At 71.3% G+C, this 19,993-nt stretch carries 20 protein-coding genes; all 20 read right to left on the bottom strand.

Annotated elements, in window-relative coordinates:
• Positions 1-259 precede the first annotated feature (259 nt).
• Complete coding sequence (tyrS, locus tag DPA01S_RS09350; protein WP_061228802.1) at positions 260-1,531, bottom strand: tyrosine--tRNA ligase; 1,272 nt, start codon at positions 1,529-1,531, stop codon at positions 260-262.
• Positions 1,532-1,536: 5 nt separating this feature from the next.
• Complete coding sequence (locus DPA01S_RS09345) at positions 1,537-2,250, bottom strand: DNA-3-methyladenine glycosylase (RefSeq protein ID WP_082767695.1); 714 nt, start codon at positions 2,248-2,250, stop codon at positions 1,537-1,539.
• Positions 2,247-2,468 carry a Trm112 family protein gene (locus DPA01S_RS09340; RefSeq protein ID WP_061228755.1) on the bottom strand — a complete coding sequence of 74 codons (222 nt, stop codon included), beginning with the start codon at positions 2,466-2,468 and terminating at the stop codon, positions 2,247-2,249. Before DPA01S_RS09340 ends, DPA01S_RS09345 begins: the two co-directional genes overlap by 4 nt.
• A 5-nt stretch (positions 2,469-2,473) precedes the next feature.
• Entirely contained in the window at positions 2,474-3,931 is a 1,458-nt protein-coding gene (argH, locus tag DPA01S_RS09335) for an argininosuccinate lyase (protein ID WP_061228756.1), read from the bottom strand.
• Positions 3,928-5,127, bottom strand: coding sequence for an argininosuccinate synthase (locus tag DPA01S_RS09330; protein ID WP_061228757.1), 1,200 nt, complete (start codon positions 5,125-5,127; stop codon positions 3,928-3,930). The genes argH and DPA01S_RS09330 overlap by 4 nt, the downstream gene beginning before the upstream one ends.
• 65 nt (positions 5,128-5,192) lie before the next feature.
• Positions 5,193-5,690, bottom strand: a complete 498-nt coding sequence (locus DPA01S_RS09325) for an arginine repressor (protein ID WP_106385954.1) — start codon at positions 5,688-5,690, stop codon at positions 5,193-5,195.
• Positions 5,687-6,637, bottom strand: coding sequence for an ornithine carbamoyltransferase (gene argF, locus DPA01S_RS09320; protein ID WP_061228759.1), 951 nt, complete (start codon positions 6,635-6,637; stop codon positions 5,687-5,689). The genes DPA01S_RS09325 and argF overlap by 4 nt, the downstream gene beginning before the upstream one ends.
• Positions 6,634-7,848 (bottom strand): acetylornithine transaminase, encoded by a 1,215-nt coding sequence (locus DPA01S_RS09315; RefSeq protein WP_084374735.1) that lies wholly within the window; start codon positions 7,846-7,848, stop codon positions 6,634-6,636. The genes argF and DPA01S_RS09315 overlap by 4 nt, the downstream gene beginning before the upstream one ends.
• On the bottom strand, positions 7,845-8,780 hold the full coding sequence (argB, locus tag DPA01S_RS09310) for an acetylglutamate kinase (protein WP_061915644.1): 936 nt from the start codon (positions 8,778-8,780) through the stop codon (positions 7,845-7,847). Before argB ends, DPA01S_RS09315 begins: the two co-directional genes overlap by 4 nt.
• 1 nt (position 8,781) lies before the next feature.
• A complete protein-coding gene (locus DPA01S_RS09305) occupies positions 8,782-9,279 on the bottom strand; it encodes a hypothetical protein (protein ID WP_061915641.1) in 498 nt (165 codons plus the stop codon).
• The gene (argC, locus tag DPA01S_RS09300; RefSeq protein ID WP_061915638.1) at positions 9,276-10,313 is read right to left on the bottom strand and encodes an N-acetyl-gamma-glutamyl-phosphate reductase; all 1,038 of its coding nucleotides are present in this window, start codon (positions 10,311-10,313) and stop codon (positions 9,276-9,278) included. Before argC ends, DPA01S_RS09305 begins: the two co-directional genes overlap by 4 nt.
• 44 nt (positions 10,314-10,357) lie before the next feature.
• Positions 10,358-11,185 (bottom strand): DUF2786 domain-containing protein, encoded by an 828-nt coding sequence (locus DPA01S_RS09295; protein WP_232303090.1) that lies wholly within the window; start codon positions 11,183-11,185, stop codon positions 10,358-10,360.
• Between the two features lie 125 nt (positions 11,186-11,310).
• A complete protein-coding gene (gene thiD, locus DPA01S_RS09290; protein WP_232303089.1) occupies positions 11,311-12,135 on the bottom strand; it encodes a bifunctional hydroxymethylpyrimidine kinase/phosphomethylpyrimidine kinase in 825 nt (274 codons plus the stop codon).
• The gene (gene pheT / locus DPA01S_RS09285) at positions 12,128-14,617 is read right to left on the bottom strand and encodes a phenylalanine--tRNA ligase subunit beta (RefSeq protein WP_061915635.1); all 2,490 of its coding nucleotides are present in this window, start codon (positions 14,615-14,617) and stop codon (positions 12,128-12,130) included. The genes thiD and pheT overlap by 8 nt, the downstream gene beginning before the upstream one ends.
• A 43-nt stretch (positions 14,618-14,660) precedes the next feature.
• Entirely contained in the window at positions 14,661-15,716 is a 1,056-nt protein-coding gene (pheS, locus tag DPA01S_RS09280; RefSeq protein WP_061228764.1) for a phenylalanine--tRNA ligase subunit alpha, read from the bottom strand.
• 236 nt (positions 15,717-15,952) lie between these two features.
• Entirely contained in the window at positions 15,953-17,614 is a 1,662-nt protein-coding gene (locus tag DPA01S_RS09275; protein ID WP_061228765.1) for an ABC-F family ATP-binding cassette domain-containing protein, read from the bottom strand.
• A complete protein-coding gene (locus DPA01S_RS09270; RefSeq protein ID WP_061228766.1) occupies positions 17,611-18,483 on the bottom strand; it encodes a TrmH family RNA methyltransferase in 873 nt (290 codons plus the stop codon). Before DPA01S_RS09270 ends, DPA01S_RS09275 begins: the two co-directional genes overlap by 4 nt.
• Positions 18,484-18,493: 10 nt before the next feature.
• A complete protein-coding gene (gene rplT, locus DPA01S_RS09265) occupies positions 18,494-18,874 on the bottom strand; it encodes a 50S ribosomal protein L20 (protein ID WP_007630820.1) in 381 nt (126 codons plus the stop codon).
• Positions 18,875-18,943: 69 nt separating this feature from the next.
• Positions 18,944-19,138 (bottom strand): 50S ribosomal protein L35, encoded by a 195-nt coding sequence (rpmI, locus tag DPA01S_RS09260; protein ID WP_007630819.1) that lies wholly within the window; start codon positions 19,136-19,138, stop codon positions 18,944-18,946.
• 94 nt (positions 19,139-19,232) lie between these two features.
• Positions 19,233-19,844 carry a translation initiation factor IF-3 gene (gene infC, locus DPA01S_RS09255; protein WP_100086307.1) on the bottom strand — a complete coding sequence of 204 codons (612 nt, stop codon included), beginning with the start codon at positions 19,842-19,844 and terminating at the stop codon, positions 19,233-19,235.
• Positions 19,845-19,993: the final 149 nt, after the last annotated feature.

Raw genomic sequence — 19,993 nt, 5'->3', positions numbered from 1 at the left:
ACATCCGGGGTGATCACCGCCCCTTTCGAGGGAACTCCTCCAGCTTAGCGGACCCGCTTCACCGTGTCAAACCCGGCTGGGCCCTCCCGCTTCGCGGAGGCTGTCTCCTCGGGCGGCTCGGGCCTCTCGGTCCGCGCCGCTCTCGGCGACGTCCAATAAGTTACGCAGGTGTGAACGGAAACGCAAACCCGCAGGTCAAGCCAGCTAACGAACGATGGCGTCGGCGAGAGCCGACGCCATCGTCGTACGCAGGGGCTGATCAGCTGATGCGGACGCCCGCGAAGCTCTTCTTGCCACGCCGCAGGACCAACCATTTGCCGTGGAGGAGATCACCGGAGGACGGCGTCCACTCCGGGTCCGAGACCCGCTCGTTGTTGACGTACGCGCCCCCCTCACCGACCGCACGGCGGGCGGCACCCTTGCTCTCGCTCAGCCCGGAGGCGACGAGCAGGTCGACGATGGTCGTAGGGCTGCCCGGGGCGATCTCCACCGCGCCGGCGTCCTCGAGCGCCGCCGCCAGAGTCGCCTCGTCGAGCCCGTCGAGCTCGCCGCGGCCGAACAGGGCCTGCGCGGCGGCCTGGACGGATTCCGTCGCGGCCACGCCGTGCACGAGCGTCGTCATCTCCTCGGCGAGGCGCTTCTGCGCCGCGCGCAGGTGGGGCTTGTCGCGGGTCGACGCCTCGAGCTCGTCGATCTCCTCACGCTCGAGGAAGGAGAACCACCGTAGGTAGCGCACGACGTCGGCGTCGGCGGTGTTGAGGAAGTACTGGTACCAGGTGTACGGGCTCGTCATGGACGGATCCAGCCACAGACTGCCGCCGCCGGTGGACTTGCCGAACTTCTTCCCGTCGGCAGAAGTCACGAGGGGGACCGTCATCGCGTGGACCGTCTCGCCGTCCACCCGCCGGTTGAGGTCGACACCGCCGATGATGTTCCCCCACTGGTCGGATCCACCCAGCTGCAGTGTGCACCCCATGTTGCGGCGCAACTGCAGGAAGTCGTTTGCCTGCAGCAGCATGTAGGAGAATTCGGTGAACGAGATGCCCTCGCCCTCGAGGCGACGCTTGACGGTGTCGCGCCCGAGCATCGTGTTGAGCGAGAAGTGCTTACCGACGTCGCGCAGGAACTCGATGACCGTCATGTGCCCGGTCCACTGCATGTTGTTCACCACCCGCGCACCGGTGGGTCCCTCGGTGAGGTCGACGAACAATTCCAACTGGCCGGCGATCCGCTCGGTCCACTCCGCGACGGTGTCGGAGGTGTTCATGACCCGCTCCCCCACCTCGCGGGGGTCGCCGATCATCCCTGTGGCGCCGCCGGCGAGGACGATGGGCCGGTGCCCGGCCAGCTGGAACCGGCGCAGGGTCAGCAACGGGATGAGGTGCCCGGCATGCAGACTCGGACCGGTCGGGTCGAACCCACAGTAGAGAGAGACCGTCCCCGCGTCGAGGTGGGCGCGAAGCGCCTCCAGGTCGGTCGACTGGGCGATCAGCCCACGCCACTGCAGTTCATCGAGGATGTCGTTGGTCACGACCGTCATTGTCCCCCATCGGTGCGACCGGCCACCACGGGGCGGGTGACCTGCGGTGCGCGTGGGCTCCGCCGATAGGCGGAGACCTCCCGCGCGCCGGCGAGCCAGAACCGCCAGGGCCGGTCCGCCTCGCGGGAGACCCCCACGCGCGGACCGGAGCGGATGTGGTCGTCGGGGACCGGCTCGGGTCGGAACCTGATCGACGACGAGGGGTCCAACACATTGGTGCCCCGCATCGACAGATCGATGCCGAGCGTGCGTCCGAGGTTGCCGGGGCCTCGGGCGGTGCGTTCCACCGGGATGCCGGGCCGGCGGGTCTCCACGGTCTCGTGACCGCCCACGACGCGGGCCGCCCGGAGGAGCACACCCCCTCCCTCACCCCGAGGTCGGCAGGTGATGTTCACGCACTGGTGCAACCCGTGGCTCAGGTAGACGTACAGGTGACCGGCGTCGCCGAACATCACCTCGTTGCGGGCCGTGCGACCCGGCCACGTGTGGGCCGCCGCGTCAGGAAACGCCGAGTCGGCGGGTCCGCCGTACGCCTCGACCTCCATGACGCGCACCGAGACCGTGTCGTGTGTGAGGATCCCGCCGAGAAGTAGCCGCGCCGCCTCGTCCGGGGACGAGGCGCGCAGCAACTCCCGGAACCGCTCGCCACCCGTCTCGTAGCCACCGGTGTCGTCGCGGTCGGCCCGGGGCGCGCCCGCCAGCGGACTCACTCCGCGGGCGTGCCGCCCGACCGGGCGACGAGATCCGCGTGCTCGGCGTCGTCGACCTGCCGGGACTCGTCGACCAGCAGGACGGGGATGCCGTCCTCGATCCGGTAGGCCCGGCGCAGACGCGGGTTGTACAGCGTCTCCCCGTCGATCAGGAGGAGGGGGCCCTTGTCCTCAGGACAGGCGAGGATCTCGAGCAGACGTGCGTCGATGACGGACATGACTCTCACCCTACCCACGCGGCGAACTGGTCACGGACCTCGCCCAACCGCCGGCGTTGCTCCGCCACGGCCTCACCCGCGGTCCCACCACGGGCGTTCCTCGACGCGACCGAACCGGACACCGTGAGGACCTCGCGGACCTCGGGCGTGAGCGCGGGGTCCACGGCCGCCAACTCGTCGTCGTCCAACTCGTCCAGTCCCACGCCGCGGCCCTCGGCCACCCGCACGCACTCACCGGCCGCCTCGTGGGCGACCCGGAACGGGACGCCCTGGCGGACCATCCACTCCGCGATGTCCGTCGCCAGTGTGTAACCGGCCGGCGCGAGCTCGGCGAGTCGCTCGGGATGGAACTCGAGCGTGCCGACGAGCCCTGCCATCGCCGGCAGCAGCAGGTCCAGTTGCGCCACGGAGTCGAAGACCGGCTCCTTGTCCTCCTGTAGGTCCCGGTTGTAGGCCAACGGCTGCGCCTTGAGGGTCGCGAGCAGCCCGGTGAGGTTGCCGATGAGTCGCCCCGTCTTCCCTCGCATCAGCTCGGCGACGTCCGGGTTCTTCTTCTGCGGCATGATCGAGCTGCCCGTCGACCATTCGTCGGCGAGCGTGACGTACCCGAACTCCGGAGTGGACCAGGCGATGATCTCCTCGGCCAGACGGGAGAGGTCGACCGCGATCTGCGCGAGCACGTAGGCCGCCTCTGCCGCGAAGTCCCTCGAGCTCGTGGCGTCGATCGAGTTGTCCGCCGCGCGGTCGAAGCCCAGCTCCGCAGCGATCGCGTCCGGGTCCAGCCCGAGAGAGGACCCGGCCAGTGCGCCCGACCCGTAGGGCGACACTGCCAGCCGGCGGTCCAGGTCCCTGATCCGGTCGAGATCGCGCAACAGCGGCTGCGCGTGGGCGAGCAACTGGTGCGAGAGCAACACCGGCTGGGCTGCCTGGAAGTGGGTCTTGCCCGGCATGACCGTCTCCGGGTGGGCGTCGGCCTGCGCGACGAGCGCGTCGACCACGTCGAGCACGCCCGTCGCCACCACCCGGACCGCGTCGCGGAGCCACATCCGGAAGAGCGTGGCGACCTGGTCGTTGCGCGAGCGGCCGGCCCGCAGCCGCCCACCGACCTCGGGGCCGACCCTGTCGATGAGCCCGCGTTCGAGAGACCCGTGAACGTCCTCGTCCGACTCGGCCGGGACGAACGCGCCGGAGTCGACGTCAGCGGCGAGCCGATCCAGCCCGTCGAGCATCGAGTCCAGGTCCGGCCCGGTGAGCAGGCCCGCCCGGTGCAGCACCCGGGCGTGCGCCTTGGACGCCCGGATGTCATACGGGGCCAGCTCCCAGTCGAAGTGGGTGGACTTGCTCAGTGCGGCCATGGCCTCCGCCGGGCCGCCGGCGAACCGGCCGCCCCACAGCGCGCCGGTATTGGTCCCGTGCCGGTCTTCCCCGGTCGTCCGCCCGCCGCCGTTCTGCTCGGCACTCACAGGCCGAGGTCCCGCTTGGCGGCGATCTTGGAGCTCAGGCCGTGTAGGTTGACGAAGCCCTTGGCGTAGCTCTGGTCGAACGAATCACCCTCGTCGTAGGTCGCGAGGTTGAAGTCGTACAGCGAGGAGTCGGACCGGCGGCCGTTGACGGTGATCGACCCGCCGTGCAGGACCATCCGGATGTCGCCCGAGACGTGCTGCTGGGTGTTGTCGATGAAGGCGTCCAGCGCGTACTTCAGGGGCGAGAACCACAGGCCGTCGTAGACCGCGTTCGACCACTCGTCCGAGACGCCGGACTTGTAGCGGGCGAGCTCGCGCTCGAGCGTGACGTCCTCGAGGGCCTTGTGGGCGGTGATGAGAATCATCGCGCCCGGAGCCTCGTACACCTCGCGGCTCTTGATGCCCACCAACCGGTCCTCGACCATGTCGAGACGCCCCACGCCCTGCGCGCCGCCGCGACGGTTGAGCTCCTCGATCGCCTCGAGCACACTGACCTTACGGCCGTCGATCGCGACCGGCACGCCTTCGGAGAAGGTCACGGTGACCTCGTCAGGGGCGGCGAAGTTGATCGTCGGATCCTCGGTGTAGTCGTAGACGTCCTTGGTGGGGGCGTTCCACAGGTCCTCGAGGAAACCCGTCTCCACCGCGCGGCCCCAGACGTTCTGGTCGATCGAGAACGGCGACTTTTTGGTGACGTTGATCGGGATCTCGTTCTTCTCGGCGAACTCGATCGCCTTCTCGCGGGTCCACGCGTAGTCGCGTACCGGCGCGATGACGTCGAGGTCAGGGGCGAGGGCACCGAAACCGACCTCGAAGCGGACCTGGTCGTTGCCCTTGCCCGTGCAGCCGTGCGCGACGGAGGTGCCGCCGTGCATCTTCGCCGCTGTCACCAGGTGCTTGACGATGAGCGGGCGGGAGATCGCCGACACGAGCGGGTACTGCCGCATGTAGAGACCATTGGCCTTGATGGTGGGGGCGCAGTACTCCTCGGCGAACTCGTCGCGGGCGTCCACGACGATCGACTCGACGGCGCCGCAGTCCAGGGCGCGCTGGCGCACCACGTCCATGTCCTCGCCACCCTGGCCGAGATCGATGGCGACGGCGACGACCTCGGCACCGGTCTCCTTGCCGATCCAGCTGATGGCGACGGAGGTATCGAGTCCGCCGGAGTAGGCGAGGACGACGCGATCGGACATGGTGTTCTCCTTGGTGTGTGCTGTGGGTTTGTGGGTCTGTGGGTGCGGGTGTGCGGGTCGCGGGGTCAGAGCTGGCGTCGGGCCAGCGCGGCGAGCCGGTCCGCGAGTTCCGCTCCGGCGACGGGTTCGCGGGCCATCACGAATATGGTGTCATCCCCGGCGATCGTCCCGACGACGTCATCCAGGTTGGCGCGGTCGAGCGCGCTGGCGAGGAAGTTGGCGGCCCCCGGCGGCGTGCGCAGGACCGCCATGTTGCCGCTGTGGTCGGCGGACACGAGCAGTTCGCCGAGCATCTTGGCCAGTCGGTCCGTGCCCCCGGGGATTCCCGGGACATGGCTCCCGTCCTCCGGGATGACGTAGCGGCCCGCTCCCCCGTCGGCGGCGCGGAGCTTGACGGCGCCGAGCTCGTCCAGGTCCCTACTCAGGGTCGCCACCGCTACGGCGATCCCCTCCTCCGCCAGCGCCTCGGCCAGTTCGGTCTGGCTGCGCACCGGACGGCGCCGAAGGATGTCGGTGATGCGGGCGTGCCGCACCGTCCTACTCACGGCGCCGACCGCGGTCACGCCCGCTCCAGGAGCCAGACGAGCAGGGCCTTCTGGGCGTGGAGACGGTTCTCCGCCTCGTCGAACACCCTGCTGCGGGGCCCGTCGATGACCTCGGCGGAGATCTCCTTGCCCCGGTACGCGGGCAGGCAGTGCAGGACGATCACGTCGTCGGAGGCCCGGTCCACCGCCTCCTGTCCGAGCCGGTAACCGGCCAGGTCCCGGAGGCGGTCGGCTGCGGAGTCCTCCATGCCCATCGACACCCAGGTGTCGGTGATGAGCACGTCGGCCCCCTCGACGGCCGAGGCGACGTCGGTGGTGATGCCGACCGATCCGCCCGTGGCCTCCGCGATCCGCTCGGCGTCGGCCACCACCTGTCCGGAGGGCTGGTATCCGTCCGGAGCGGCGATGATGATGTGGATTCCGGCCGTGGCGAAGCCGAGCAGGTAGGAGTGCCCCATGTTGTTGGCCCCGTCGCCGAGATACACGGCTCGCAGGCCGGCCGTGCGGCCGAAGTTCTCCCGGATCGTGAGGAGGTCCGCGAGGATCTGGCAGGGGTGGAACTCATCACTCAGCGCGTTGACGACCGGGACGTCCGAGTGCCCGGCGAGTTCGACGAGCCCGTCCTGAGAGTACGTCCGCCACACGATCGCCTCGACGTAACGGGACATCACCTTCGCGGTGTCCTCGAGCGTCTCTCCCTTGCCCATCTGAGTCGAACCGGACTCGACGACGATCGGGTTGCCGCCCAGTTGCGCGATTCCGGCGTCGAAGGAGAAACGGGTCCGTGTCGACGTCTTGTCGAAGATGACGGCGACGGAGCGTGGGCCCTCCAGCGGGCGCGCGGAGAACGGCTCGGCTTTGAGTTCCAACGCCAGGTCCAGGACGGCGGACTGCTCGTCGGGGCTCAGGTCGTCGTCGCGGAGGAAGTGGCGCACCGAGCGGGAGGCCACGGGCGAACCGGTCATGACGAGGACTCCTTCTGGGACGCGGTGTCGAGGATCGAGGGAAGGGCGGAGACGAACTCCGCCGCCTGCCCCTCCGTGAGGACGAGCGGCGGGGCGAGCCGGACGACGTCGGCGGCCGTGGCACCCACGAGATAGCCGGAGGCTCGCGCGGCCTCCTCCACGGACTTCGCGGCCGGCGCGGTGAGGACCATCCCGAGCAGCAGACCCCGCCCCCGCACGTGATCGATCAGCGGGTGGTCGAGGCACTCGATCTCGGCGGCGATGATCTTGCCGAGCCGGTCGACGTGGGCCACGAGGTCCTCGGACTCGATCGTGTCGAGCACGGCGAGCGCGGCGGCGCAGGACACCGGGTTGCCCCCGAAGGTCGTCCCGTGCTGACCCGCCGTGAGCAGCTCGCCGGCCGCCCCGACCCCGAGGCACGCCCCGATCGGCAACCCGCCGCCGAGTCCCTTGGCGAGGGTGATCACGTCGGGCACCACGCCCGCCTTACGGGAGGCGAACATCGCGCCGGTGCGCGCGATGCCGGTCTGGACCTCGTCGACGATCATGAGGACGCCGTGCTCTGTGCACAACGCGCGGACGTCCGCGAGGAACCCCTCCGGCGGTTCGACGACGCCGCCCTCGCCCTGCAGCGGCTCGAGGATCACGGCTGCGGTGTCAGCGGGCGCCGTCTCCACGAGTGCGGTGAGGGCATCGATGTCGCCGTACGGGTAGAACTCGACGCCGGCCGGCATCGGCTCGAACGGTTCCCGCTTGGCGGGCTGGCCGGTCATCGCGAGGGCGCCCATCGTGCGTCCGTGGAAGCCGTTCTCGGCGGCGAGGATCCGCGAACGCCCGGTGCGGCGCGCGATCTTGAACGCGGCCTCGTTGGCCTCAGCGCCCGAGTTGCAGAAGAAGGCCCGTACCGGCTGGTCCACCGCCAGCAGCGACTCGAGCCGCTCGGCGAGCTCGACGACCGTCTGGTGGACGTACAGGTTCGACACGTGCCCCAGCTCGGCGATCTGTCGGCTGACCGCGTCGACGACCGCGGGGTGGGCGTGACCGAGCGAGTTGACCGCGATACCGCCGAGCAGGTCGGTGTATTCCCGGCCGTCCGCCCCGACGACCGTCACGCCGCGTCCCGATACCAGCTCGAGCGGCGGGGTTCCGTAGTTGCGCATCAGCGCGGTGTCCCACCTCGAGGTGAGGGTGGGGGTGGTCTTCTCACTCACGCGTGGTCTCCTGCCGGTATCCGGGTCTCGTGATCGCCCTCGGTCACCATCGTCCCGATGCCGCCCTCGGTGAGGATCTCCAGCAACACGGAGTGCTCGACACGGCCGTCGATGACGTGGGCGGCGCGCACGCCACCCTGCACCGCGCGCAGGCAGGCCTCCATCTTGGGGACCATCCCGCTCTCCAGGGACGGCAGCAGTCGCTCCAGCGGCTCGGTGCCCAGGTGGGTCACCAGCGAGGAACGGTCGGGCCAGTCGGTGTACAACCCCTCGACGTCGGTGAGGACGATGAGCTTCTCCGCCTCCAGGGCCGCGGCGAGGGCGCCCGCGGCGGAGTCGGCGTTGATGTTGTGGACGGTGCCGTCGGCGTCGGGGGCGATGGTCGAGACCACGGGGATTCGCCCGGCCTCGATGAGGTCGAGGACCGCGCGGGGGTCGACGGACTCGACGTCGCCGACCAGCCCGATGTCTGTGGGCCGGCCGTCGACCATCGCGGTGCGGCGGACGGCGGTGAACAGGCCGGCGTCCTCGCCGGAGATGCCGACCGCGTACGGGCCGTGGGCGTTGATCAGTCCGACGAGTTCGCGACCGACCTGCCCGAACAGCACCATCCGCACCACGTCCATCACCTCGGGGGTGGTGACCCGGAACCCGCCGCGGAACTTCCCCTCCATCCCGAGCCGAGTGAGCATCGACGTGATCTGCGGTCCCCCGCCGTGGACCACGACGGGCTTCAGTCCGCAGGTGCGCAGGAAGACCATGTCGGCGGCGAAGGCCTTCTTGAGCCCGTCGTCGATCATCGCGTTGCCGCCGTACTTCACCACGACGATCCTGTCGTGGAACTTCTGCAGCCACGGCAGCGCCTCGGCGAGGACGTGCGCGCGGACGAACGGCGTCAGCTCGGTGGACCCGTCGTTCATCGCTGTGGTCATGTCAGGCCTCTCCGGGCTGGTCGGGGATGGTCAGGGTGAGATGGACGCCGGCGCCGCCGCGGTGTCGGAACCGGAACTCCACGCCGTCGGCCGTGGGCGCCGGCTCTGGCAACGGCGAGTGCTCGGTGTCCGGTCGGAAGACGAGGACCTCGATCGGGCCGACCTGCGTCCCGGACGTCGCAGCCAACGACTCGGCGACACTCTCGGCGACGAGGTGCGCAGCGGCGAAGTCGGCGGCCGTGTCCCCTGCGCCGGCGCCTCCGATCAACACCACGCCGCGGGTGGCGGGTATTTGTGCGCAGCGGGCGCTCCACTGGAGTTCGCCGGCCAGCGCCGTCTCGGGCACGCCCGGCGCGGAGATGTCGAGCCGGGCCGCGGTGCCGACGGGCGCCCACCACGACACGCTCCCCGGGGCGTCGATGTACCTCCGACGGACGAGGCCGTGGAGGTCCTCCCCCGGCGCGGCGCCGTCAGCGCCGACCGGTCCGCCGCCTGTCACGGGGCGAGACCGACCGTGCTGAGCCCGTCGGTCTCGGGCAGGCCGAGAGCGAGGTTCATCGACTGGATCGCCCCGCCGGCGGTGCCCTTGGCGAGGTTGTCGATCGCGGCGGTGAACACCGCGCGGCCCGCGCGCTCGTCCACTTCGATGCCAAGCTGCACGGCGTTGGAGCCGAGAACGGAGGCGGTCATGGGCTGCACGCCAGCGGGCAGGACGTGGACGAACGGCTCGGCGCCGAACGCCTCCGCGTAGACCGCTCGCAGCTCGGCGGCGCTCGCCGTGGTGGGGGCCACGGCGGTGGTGAGGATGCCGCGTGCCATGGGGGCGAGAACCGGCGTGAAGCTCAACGACACCTCCTCGTCGGTGACCGACCGGAGGTTCTGGAGGATCTCCGGGGTGTGCCGGTGGGTGGTGACGCCGTACGCCTTGACCGAGCCCATGACCTCCGAGGCCAGCATCGGGACCTTGGCGGACTTGCCGGCGCCCGACGCGCCGGTGACGGAGACGATCGTGATGCCCGAGGCGTCGATCAGTGCCGCCGCGACGGCCGGGAACAACGCGAGCGTCGCCCCGGTGGGAAAGCACCCGGGCACGGCGACACGGCGGGTGGTCCGCAGCGCCTCGCGCGCCCCCGGCAGCTCGGGCAGCCCGTACGGCCACGACCCGGCGTGCTCGGAACCGTAGTAGCCCGTCCAGTCCTCGGCGCTGGAGAGCCGGAAGTCCGCGCCGAGGTCGACGACGAGGACGTCCGGCCCCAGCTGCTCGGCGATCGCCGCGGAGTGCCCGTGGGGCAGGCCGAGCACCACCACGTCGTGGCCTGCGAGGGACTGCGAGTCGGTCTCCGCCAGGACGCGGTCGGCGAGCGGCAGCAGGTGCGGATGATGCTCACCCAGCGTCTGCCCGGCGTTCGACCCGGCGGACAGGGTGCCCAGCTCGAGCTCACCCGACACGTAGGCCGGATGCCCCAGGAGGAGGCGGAGAAACTCCCCTCCCGCGTATCCCGAAGCACCTGCGACCGCTACCTTGATTGCCATACGCACGAGTATGCACGAGATTGCAATCTTTTGCACGTGCGGGGTCAGGCCCCCAGCTGCCGCCGTCCCCCCGCGAACCGCCGCTGCCCCAGGTCCACCGAGCCGCCCACCCGGCGCCCCTCCTCGATCCCGGACATACCGACCCGTCGGCGGGAGCCGCGCACCGCGGTCGGGAACCGGCGGCGCAGTTCCGCGTCCGCCCGCTGGGCGTCCGACCGGAGGACGATCCCCGCCCCTGCCGCGTCGCGGCTCTCGGCGACGGCGCCCTGCTCCGCGGCTTCCAGCCGCCGGCCGACCTCGAAGGCGAACCCGGTCATGAACGACTTGCGATGGGTGACGGCGGAGACGCCGGGCGCCGGGCGCTGGCGGGCCGCCGCGGCGAGCATCACCCCGGTCAACGCGCCGGCCAGCATGCCCACCCGCTCGACGTGCCGACGGACCCCGACGATATGGACGACGCGCGTGTTGTCCCCGCGCACGGCGGTGACGGCCCGGCAGTGCATCGCCGACGCGAGTGCGGCGACGAGGCCCACCTGGTCGGGCTGATAGCTGCCCGAGACCACGTGGTCGAGCACGGTCACCTCCGCCGCGGTGGTGTCGGGACCCGTGCGCGCCAGCGCCTCGTCGACGCCGTACTTGGCGAGAAGTGCGTAGGCGCGCTCGAGGAGCACGTCCGCCTCCGGCGTGCCGGCCACGCTCTCGGCCTTGGCGAAGAGCTTGCGCACCCGGTCCAGCGCCTTCTCGGGTGGCGGGGCGTCGTCGCGGCCGCGCGGGCCCGCACCATGCGGGTCGCGGTCGTCCGCTCCGCGCCGGTCGCGGTCGCTCCCGTGGCGCTGGTCGTCATGCGAGGAGGTGGCGTGGGAGGCGTTCATGGTCTGCTCCTGGTCGTCTCGGCTGTCAGTCGGGACGGATGCTCGCACACGTGTACGACACCGACGGCGGCCGCGCCTCGGCCGGAGCAACCGTGCCCGACGTCCGGGGCGACCCCCGGACACGCTCAGCGGTGCAGGAACCAGGTGTGGTCGAGCGGCCCGGATCCGCGGCCCACCTCGAGTGCGAGCCCACCGTGCAGCGCCCCGTCCATCCACGGCCGGACGCGGCGGTAGGCCGCCTCCCAGTCCGGCACGCCGACACGGGCGGTGGCCAGGGCCGAGGACAACGAGCATCCGGTGCCGTGCGTGTGCGGGGTGTCGACCCGCACGAACGGCAGGCGGAGCGTGGTCCGCCGGCCGCCCTCGGTCTCGACGAGGACGTCCTCGGCGCTGCCGTCCTCGAGGTCGCCGGTGGTGGCGAGCACCGCGCAGCCGGTCTGCTCGTGAACGAGTTCGGCCTGACCGACGATGGTCTCGATGTCCGTGGCGCTCGTCTCGCCGCACAGGACGGCGAGCTCGGGGACGTTCGGCGTGACAAGGTCCGCGAGGGGTACCAGGTCACGGAGCCTGTGCGCGGCGTCGTCACTGGCCAGCTGGCCACCGGTGGTGGCGACCATGACCGGGTCGAGGACGACGTGCGGAGGACGACGACGACGAAGCCAGTCCCCGACCGCCTCGACGAGGCCCGCCTCACCGAGCATGCCGATCTTGACGGCGTCGATCACCACGTCCTCGGCCACGGCGTCGAGCTGGGCGATGACGGTCTCGGGCGGCACGGCGTGCACCCCGGTGACGCCGACGGTGTTCTGGACGGTGACCGCGGTGACGGCGCCCATCCCGTACCCGCCCATCGCGGCGACCGCCTTGACGTCCGCGAGCAAACCCGCGCCGCCGGACGGGTCGGTGCCCGCGATGCACAGCACCCTCGGTGCCCGGACCCTGTCAGCCACGCAGAACCGCCCCCACGGCCTTCTCCGCGGCCTCGACGGCCGCGCTGCGCCAGGTGCTCGCCTCGTCCTCGGTGAGCGTGCGGTCGGCGGCGCGGAACGTCAGCGCATACGCCAGGGACTTGCGGCCCTCGCCGAGCTGGGCGCCGGTGTAGACGTCGAACAGGCGCACGCTCTCGAGCAGCTCCCCGCCCCCCGAGCGCAGCGCGGACTCGACGTCCGCGGCTGGCACCGAGGCGTCCACCACGAGAGCGACGTCCTGGTTCACCGCCGGGTACGCCGAGATCGTCGGGGCCGGCAGGACCTCACGGACACCGATCGCGGTGAGGTCGAGTTCCACGGCGCAGGTCCGGGCCGGCACTCCGAGTCGCTCGCACGCCGCCGGGTGCAGTTCGCCGGCGTGCCCGACGACGACCGAGTCGACGAGCACCTCCACACAGCGGCCCGGGTGCCAGGGCGCGCACTCCGCCGCCCGGACACGCACCTCGGCACCGAGCGTACGACCGACGATCCTCGCCGCCTCCACCGCGTCGAGGGCGTCGGCCTCCCGGCCCGGGCCGAAGTGCCCGGCCGGCTCGCGCTTGCCGGTGTACAACGCAGCGACGTGCAGCGGCTGCTCGGGCAGCGAGGCGCTCAGCCGCTCGCGCTCCTCCGGGGTGGGCTCGCGGTCGACCGGCAGCATCTCCACCGGCGCGGTTGTGGGCGTACGGAACGACACCTGCGCGACCGAGAACAGCGCGAGATCGCGAGTCCCCCGGGTGATGTTGCGGCGGGCGATCTCGACCAATGAGGGCAGCAGCGTGGTCGCGAGGTGCGACTTGTCGCTCTCGAGGGGGTTGACCACGGACATCGTGTTGCGGCGCTCGTCGTCGTCACCCAGTCCCATGTCGTCGAACACCGACGGATCACAGAACGGGGACGTCAGCACCTCCACGTGCCCGGCCGCGGCGAGGGCGTGACCGACGGCGCGTCGCCCACGCTGCTCGGCGGTCAGGCCCCGGCCCGCCGGGGCGGTGGGCAGCACCGACGGGATGTTCTCCAGCCCCTCCAGGCGCAGCACCTCCTCCACGAGGTCGGCCGGCAGCGCGAGGTCGGGACGCCAGGTCGGCGGCGTGACCTCCAGCAGCACTGCGTCGTCACCGGCGACGGCGCAGCCGATCTGCTCCAGGCGCCTCCGGGCGGTCCCGGCCGGGTACCCGACGCCGGCCACGCGCGAGGGGCGGTCCGGGTCGAACGCGATCGTCGGCATGACCGGGGCGGACCCCACGTCCGTGAGCGAGTCCTCGACCGTGCCGCCGGTGATCTCGGCGAGCAGGGTGGCCGCGCGGTCCAGGGCGGCGATCGAGGCCGCCGCGTCGACCCCGCGCTCGTAGCGCTTGCCGGCCTCACTCGGCAGCTTGTGACGGCGGATCGTCCGGAACACCGCGAGCGTGTCCCACACCGCGGCCTCCAACAGGACGTCGGTCGTCGTGTCCGAGACCTCGGTGGAGGCACCGCCCATGACGCCGGCCATCGAGATGGGGCCGGTCTCGTCGCAGATGACGACGTCCTCGGGGTCGAGGGTGCGCGTGACGTCGTCGAGCGTCACCAGGGTCTCCCCCGCCCGCGCACGACGCACAACGAGACCGCCCTGCACGCGGGCGGCGTCGAACGCGTGCATCGGGTGACCGAGTTCGAGCATGACGTAGTTGGTGACGTCTACGGCCGGGGAGATCGGACGCACGCCCGAGAGCAACAGGCGGCGGGCCATCCACCACGGGGTGCGCGCGGCCGGGTCCACGCCCGTCACGCGACGCAGGGCGAACCGCCGGGCACCGGACTCGGCGGTCACCTCGTGCGGCCAGGCCTCCTTCTCCGACGGCAGCCCGAGCTCGACCGCCGGGTCGGCGAAATCCAGGTCGAACCCGCACGCCAGCTCGCGGGCCAGGCCGCGGGCAGACAGGCAGTAGCCCCGATCCGGCGTCACGTTGAGTTCGATCACGGTGTCCCGCTCGCCGGCGCCCGCGGCCAACACCGGGCCGGCGGGGTCCCCGGGCTCGGCGGTGCCCTCGGCGAGGACGATGATCCCGCTGTGGTCGGAGCCGATCCCCAGCTCGGAGGCCGAACAGATCATGCCCTCACTCGGCTTGCCGTAGGTCTTGCGCTTGCCGATCTCGAACCCGCCCGGCAGGACGGTGCCCGGTAGGGCGACGACGACCAGGTCGCCTTCCGCGAAGTTGCGGGCGCCGCACACGATCTGCTGCGGCTCGTCACCGCCCACGTCGACCAGACAGAAGCGGATGGGCTTCTTGAAGCCCTCGAGCTCCTCGATACTCGCGACCCGGCCGATCGTGAGCGGGCCGGTGATCTCGGGGAGCTGCTCCGGCTCGCCCTCCACCTCGAGGCCGACGCGAACGAACCCGGCGTCGAGCTCGGCGGGCGTCACGGACCAGCCGTCGTTGGCCCGCTGCAGGATCTCGGTCAACCAGGACTGCGCAATTCGCACTGTGGGGTCCTTCGTCTCAGTGTGGTGGGAGGGGTGCGGCGCGTCAGGCGCGGATGCCGAAGGGCAGGGAGAAGCGGACGTCGCCCTCGACCATGTCGCGCATGTCCGACAGGCCGTTCCGGAACTGCAGGGTGCGCTCCAGGCCCATACCGAACGCGAAGCCCGAGTACTCCTCGGGGTCGATCCCGCAGGCCGTGAGGACGTTCGGGTGGACCATGCCGCAGCCGCCCCACTCGACCCACCCGGCGCCGCCCTTCTTGCGGGGGAACCACACGTCCACCTCGGCGGAGGGTTCGGTGAACGGGAAGTAGTTGGGCCGCATGCGCGTCCGGGTCCCCGGACCGAACAGGGCGCGCGCGAACGCGTCGAGCGCGCCACGCAGGTGGGCCATCGTCAGCCCCTTGTCTATCGCCAGACCCTCCACCTGGTGGAAGACCGGGGTGTGGGTGGCGTCGAGCTCGTCGGTACGGAAGGTCCGGCCCGGGCATGCCACGTAGATCGGCGGCTCGCGGTCGAGCATCGTGCGGATCTGCACCGGGGAGGTGTGCGTGCGCAGCACCTGGCGGCTGCCCTCGGGCGCGACGTGGAAGGTGTCCTGCAGCGTGCGCGCCGGATGATCGGGCAAGAAGTTCAGCGCGTCGAAGTTGTAGTGCTCCGCCTCGACCTCGGGCCCCTCGGTGATCTCCCAGCCCATCGCCACGAACACGTCCGTGACCTCCTCGGTGATGATCGTGATGGGATGCTGGGCTCCCACCGGGGCGCGTCCGGACGGGACCGTCAGGTCGAGCGTCTCGGCCACGAGGACGGCGGCGTCGCGCTCGGCCTGCAGTTCGGCCAGGCGCCTGTCATATGCCTGCTGCACGCGCCCGCGGGCCACGTTGACCGCCTTGCCGGCCGACGCCTTCTGCTCCTTGCGCAGCGCGCCCAGGCCCCGCCGCGCCAGGGCGACCGGACTGCGGTCGCCCAGATGCGCCGTCTTGGCGGCGGCCAACGCGTCGAGGTCGGAGGCTCCCGCGAACGCGGCCTCGGCGTCGGCGGCGTAGCCGGTCAGTGACTCCTCGTCGATCCGGACCTCGCCCGCGCCTGTGTCTTCGCTCACCAGTGCCCTCGTCCTCCCCGTCACGTCGGCCTCTCGCAACCGACACACCACGGGTTCCGAGGGTAGTCGATCCCCGTAGCGCCCCCGGGTCCGCCCGGGCCGGCTCGTCCGAGGGCTCAGCCCCGGCGCCGGGTCACCGCGCTCCTCGTCGTCGTCATCTCCTCGCCGGATCCCACACCGCGGCGGCGACAATCCTGACGGCTTGCGCTCCGAGCTGATCCCGCCGGCAGGCTGCGTCACCTGGCCTCCCGGACGGCCCCCGACTCCACCACGAACTCGCGGGTCGCGCGGAAGGTGTCCCGCATGCGCCGGTCGTGGGTCACCAGCAGGACCGTCCCGTCGAAGGCGTCCACGGCCTGCTCGAGCTGCTCGATCGCGGGAAGGTCGAGGTGGTTGGTGGGTTCGTCCAGGACGAGCAGGTTCACCCCGCGCTGCTGGAGCAGCGCCAGCGCCGCGCGGGTGCGCTCGCCCGGTGACAGCGTGGCGCAGGCCCGCGCGACGTGCTCGCCGCCGAGCCCGAACTTGGCCAGGAGTGTTCGCGCCTCGGTGGGGTCGAGCCCGGCCGGGTCGGCGGCCACACAGAACGTGTCGAGCAGCGTGTCGCCGCCGCTGAACTCCGAGCGCGCCTGGTCGACCCGGCCGGGCACCACGCCGGACCCGATCGTCGCGCGCCCCGCATCGGGCGACGACGCTCCGGTGAGCACCGCCAGCAGGGTGGATTTCCCGGCACCGTTGGCCCCGCTGACGAGGACCCGGTCGCCGGCACCCAGCTGCACGGTGACGGGCCCCAGCGCGAAGTCCCCGCGCCGGACCACCGCGTCGGTCAGCACCGCCACCACCGCGCCGGAGCGGGGTGCGGCGGCGATCTCCATGCGCAGCTCCCACTCCTTGCGCGGCTCCTCGACCACCTCGAGCCGCTCCATCGCCCGCTCGGACTGGGCGATCTTGGCAGCCTGCTTCTCCGACCGCTGTCCGGCCCGGTTGCGGATGTGCTTGTCCCGTTCGACGTCCTTGCCGCCGGTCTTGCGCATGGTGTTGCGCACGCCTTTGTCGAGCCAGGTCTTCTGCGTCTGCACGCGCTCTTTGAGCTGGTCGACCCGGCCCGCGTACTCCTCATAGGCGTCGCGGGCCCGCTGCCGCGCCAGCGCGCGCTCGGTCAGGTAGGACTCGTAGCCCCCGTCGAACACGGTGATCTGCCGCTGGGCGGAGTCGAGTTCGACGATGCCGGTCACGCATCGGGACAGGAACTCGCGATCGTGGCTGACCACCACCATGGGGCGGCGTTCGGACCGCATGAACTCCTCGAGGACGGCCAGTCCCGCGAGGTCGAGGTCGTTGGTCGGCTCGTCGAGGAGCAGGATGTCGTACTGGCTGAGCAGGACGGCGCAGAGGTTGACGCGCGCGGCCTGCCCTCCCGACAGCGCGGTCATCGGCAGCTCCGTCACGGCGGCGTCGAGCCCGAGCCGCGCGGCGGTGGCGGGGATCCGGTCGTCGAGGTCGCCGCCGCCGAGCGCGAGCCAGCGTTCGAGGGCGTCCCCGTAGGCCTCGGCGGCGGCGGTGGAGTCGGCCATCCGCTCCGCGAGCGCGTCCATCCGCGCCTGCGCGTCCGCGACGCCGGTGACGCGGTGCAGGAAGTCGCGCACCACCTCGTCGTCGTCCCGCTCCACCTCCTGGCGGAGGAGGCCGACCGTGGCGTCCGGCGGGCTGACGGTGACCTGTCCGGTCATCTCCGCGAGAGGGTCGCCGGCCAGCGCGTGGAGCAGGGTGGACTTACCGGCGCCGTTGGGCCCGGCCAGGCCCCAGACGTCACCGGGGGCGACGACGAGGTCGAGCCCATCGAACAGCGTGCGCGCTCCCCGGGTGGCGCCGACTCCGCGGACGGTGAGCGTGGCGCTCACGCTCCCGCCTGCAGCCGGGAGCTGGTGTGCAGGCAGATGGACGCCGCAGTGACGATGTTCAGGCTCTCGGCGCGACCGCGGATGGGGATGCGAACCCGCAGGTCGGCGGCGACGGCGAGGTCAGTCGGCACGCCGTGGGCCTCGTTGCCGAAGATCCACGCGGTGGGAGCGGCGAGCACATCGTCGGCGCGTTCGATGTCGACCTCTCCGCCGGCGTCCGCGACGGCGACCTGCAGACCCGCCCGGTGGGCGCGACCGACGAGGTCGTCCTCGGCGATGCCGCGTACCACGGGGAGGTGGAAGACACTCCCGGCCGAGGAACGGACGGCCTTGGGGTTCTCCGGGTCGACCGCTCCCTCGGTGAGCCACACGGCGTCGGCGCCGAGCGCGTCCGCGACACGGATGAGGGTACCGACGTTGCCCGGCTCGGCCAGTCCCTGACCGACCGCGACGAGGCGCGGCGAGGCGACCATGTCCGGCCCGTCGTTCGTCACCGCGGCGCGCGTGGTGGCGTCGGCGGCGGTTCGCGTGACGGAGCGGCAGACAGCGACGATCCCGGTCGGCGTGACGGTATCGGACAGCCCGCGGATGGCGCGGTCGGTCACCACGGACACCGGGACGCCGGCGGAGCGACCGGCGTCGATCAGGCCGCCGAACCGGTCGAGCGCCGCCTCGGTACAGAAGAGTTCGACGGCGGAGCCGGTGGCGAGCGCGGCCTCGACCGAGTTGGCGCCCTCGGCGAGGAAGCGGCCGGCCTTGCGCCGGGCAGCCGAGCGGTGGAGCTTGGATGCGGAAACGACCCGCGGGGTCCGTTCGGTGAACGGATCCGCGGGTCGCCCCGTGCCCTGGTCGGGCGGAGTGTTCGTCAAGTCGCGAGTGTCAGGCAGCCGGTGCGTTGACGTCGGCCGGCAGAGCCTTGCGTGCGACCTCGACCAGCGCCGTGAAGGCGGCCGGGTCGGTGACGGCGAGGTCGGCGAGCACCTTACGGTCCACCTCAACGCCGGCGAGCTTGAGGCCCTGGACGAAGCGGTTGTAGGTCATGTCGTTGGCGCGGGCCGCGGCGTTGATCCGCGAGATCCACAGCTTCCGGAAGTCGCCCTTGCGCGCGCGACGATCGCGGTAGCTGTAGGTCATCGAGTGGAGCATCTGCTCCTTGGCCTTGCGGTACAGCCGTGAACGCTGCCCACGGTAGCCCTTGGTGGACTCGAGTACGGTCCGACGCTTCTTCTGGGCGTTGACTGCCCTCTTCACGCGTGCCACTGGTCAATCCTCACTGGTCTGGGTCGGTCGCCTACGGGGCGACCGTGAATTACTGAAGGTAGGAGGGGCTCAGAGCCCGAGGAGCCGCTTGATGCGGGGCACGTCGGCCGGGGCGACGTCCGTGCGGCCGTCGAGGCGACGGGTGCGCTTGGTGGGCTTCTTCTCCATGATGTGGCGGCGGTTGGCCTGCTGGCGGACCAGCTTGCCGGTTCCGGTCTTCCGGAAGCGCTTGGCAGTGCCCTTGTGGGTCTTCATCTTCGGCATGATCGGTCTTCCTCACATGGTTCGGCCCGGAATGCCCGGTGGGGCCTCGGGTGTGCGGACGGCGTGCGTCCGTGGTCTTGTCGGCGCGGAGGGCCTACTCGGACGCGGGGTCGGTGACCTTCGAGTCCTGCGCCTTGGCGCGGGTCTTGGCGCCGCGGTGGGGGGCCACGACCATGGTCATGTTGCGGCCGTCCTGCTTGGCGCTGGTCTCCACGTATCCGTACTCGGTGATGTCGTCGGCCAGGCGCTGCAGCAGCCGGAACCCGAGCTCGGGCCGGGACTGCTCACGGCCACGGAACATGATGGTGACCTTGACCTTCGAGCCCTTCTCGAGGAAACGGACGACGTTCCCCTTCTTGGTCTCGTAGTCATGTGTGTCGATCTTCGGCCGGAGCTTCTGCTCCTTGACGACGGTCTGCTGCTGGTTCTTCCGCGACTCGCGCTCTTTCTGCGCCGCCTCGTACTTGAACTTGCCGTAGTCCATGATCTTGCACACCGGCGGGCGTGCGTTGGGCGCGACCTCAACGAGGTCCAGATCGGCCTCCAGGGCCAGACGAAGTGCATCCTCGACGCGAACGATCCCCACCTGCTCGCCCCCGGGGCCGACGAGTCGGACTTCGGGGACACGGATTCGTTCGTTGATACGTGCTTCGGCGCTGATGGGCCCTCCTCGGTAGTTACGGTGCTGGCGTCCGCGACCACTCACGTGGCCGCACAACCGCCCTCGAGGGGCCCCACGCTCGCCGGCCGTGGCCGGCGAAGCCGAGAAGGCCCCACGGCATGTCTACCGGGGGCCTCTCACTCCTCACCCGTCGACGAGAACACGTCCGCGATCACTCGCGGTACCCCTCGCCG

The organism is Dietzia papillomatosis NBRC 105045 (assembly GCF_001570845.1).
Taxonomy (GTDB): Bacteria; Actinomycetota; Actinomycetes; order Mycobacteriales; family Mycobacteriaceae; genus Dietzia; species Dietzia cinnamea.
Note: the sequence above shows the minus strand (reverse complement) of the source record. Positions and strands in the feature narration are given on the sequence as shown.

Coding starts and splice junctions, on each gene's coding strand:
- DPA01S_RS09340 (WP_061228755.1), bottom strand. CDS start 2,468: ATGTCCGTCATCGACGCACGTCTGCTCGAGATCCTCGCCTGTCCTGAG.
- DPA01S_RS09330 (WP_061228757.1), bottom strand. CDS start 5,127: ATGTCCGATCGCGTCGTCCTCGCCTACTCCGGCGGACTCGATACCTCC.
- rpmI (WP_007630819.1), bottom strand. CDS start 19,138: ATGCCGAAGATGAAGACCCACAAGGGCACTGCCAAGCGCTTCCGGAAG.
- DPA01S_RS09295 (WP_232303090.1), bottom strand. CDS start 11,185: ATGAACGCCTCCCACGCCACCTCCTCGCATGACGACCAGCGCCACGGG.
- argB (WP_061915644.1), bottom strand. CDS start 8,780: ATGACCACAGCGATGAACGACGGGTCCACCGAGCTGACGCCGTTCGTC.
- argF (WP_061228759.1), bottom strand. CDS start 6,637: ATGACCGGTTCGCCCGTGGCCTCCCGCTCGGTGCGCCACTTCCTCCGC.
- argC (WP_061915638.1), bottom strand. CDS start 10,313: ATGGCAATCAAGGTAGCGGTCGCAGGTGCTTCGGGATACGCGGGAGGG.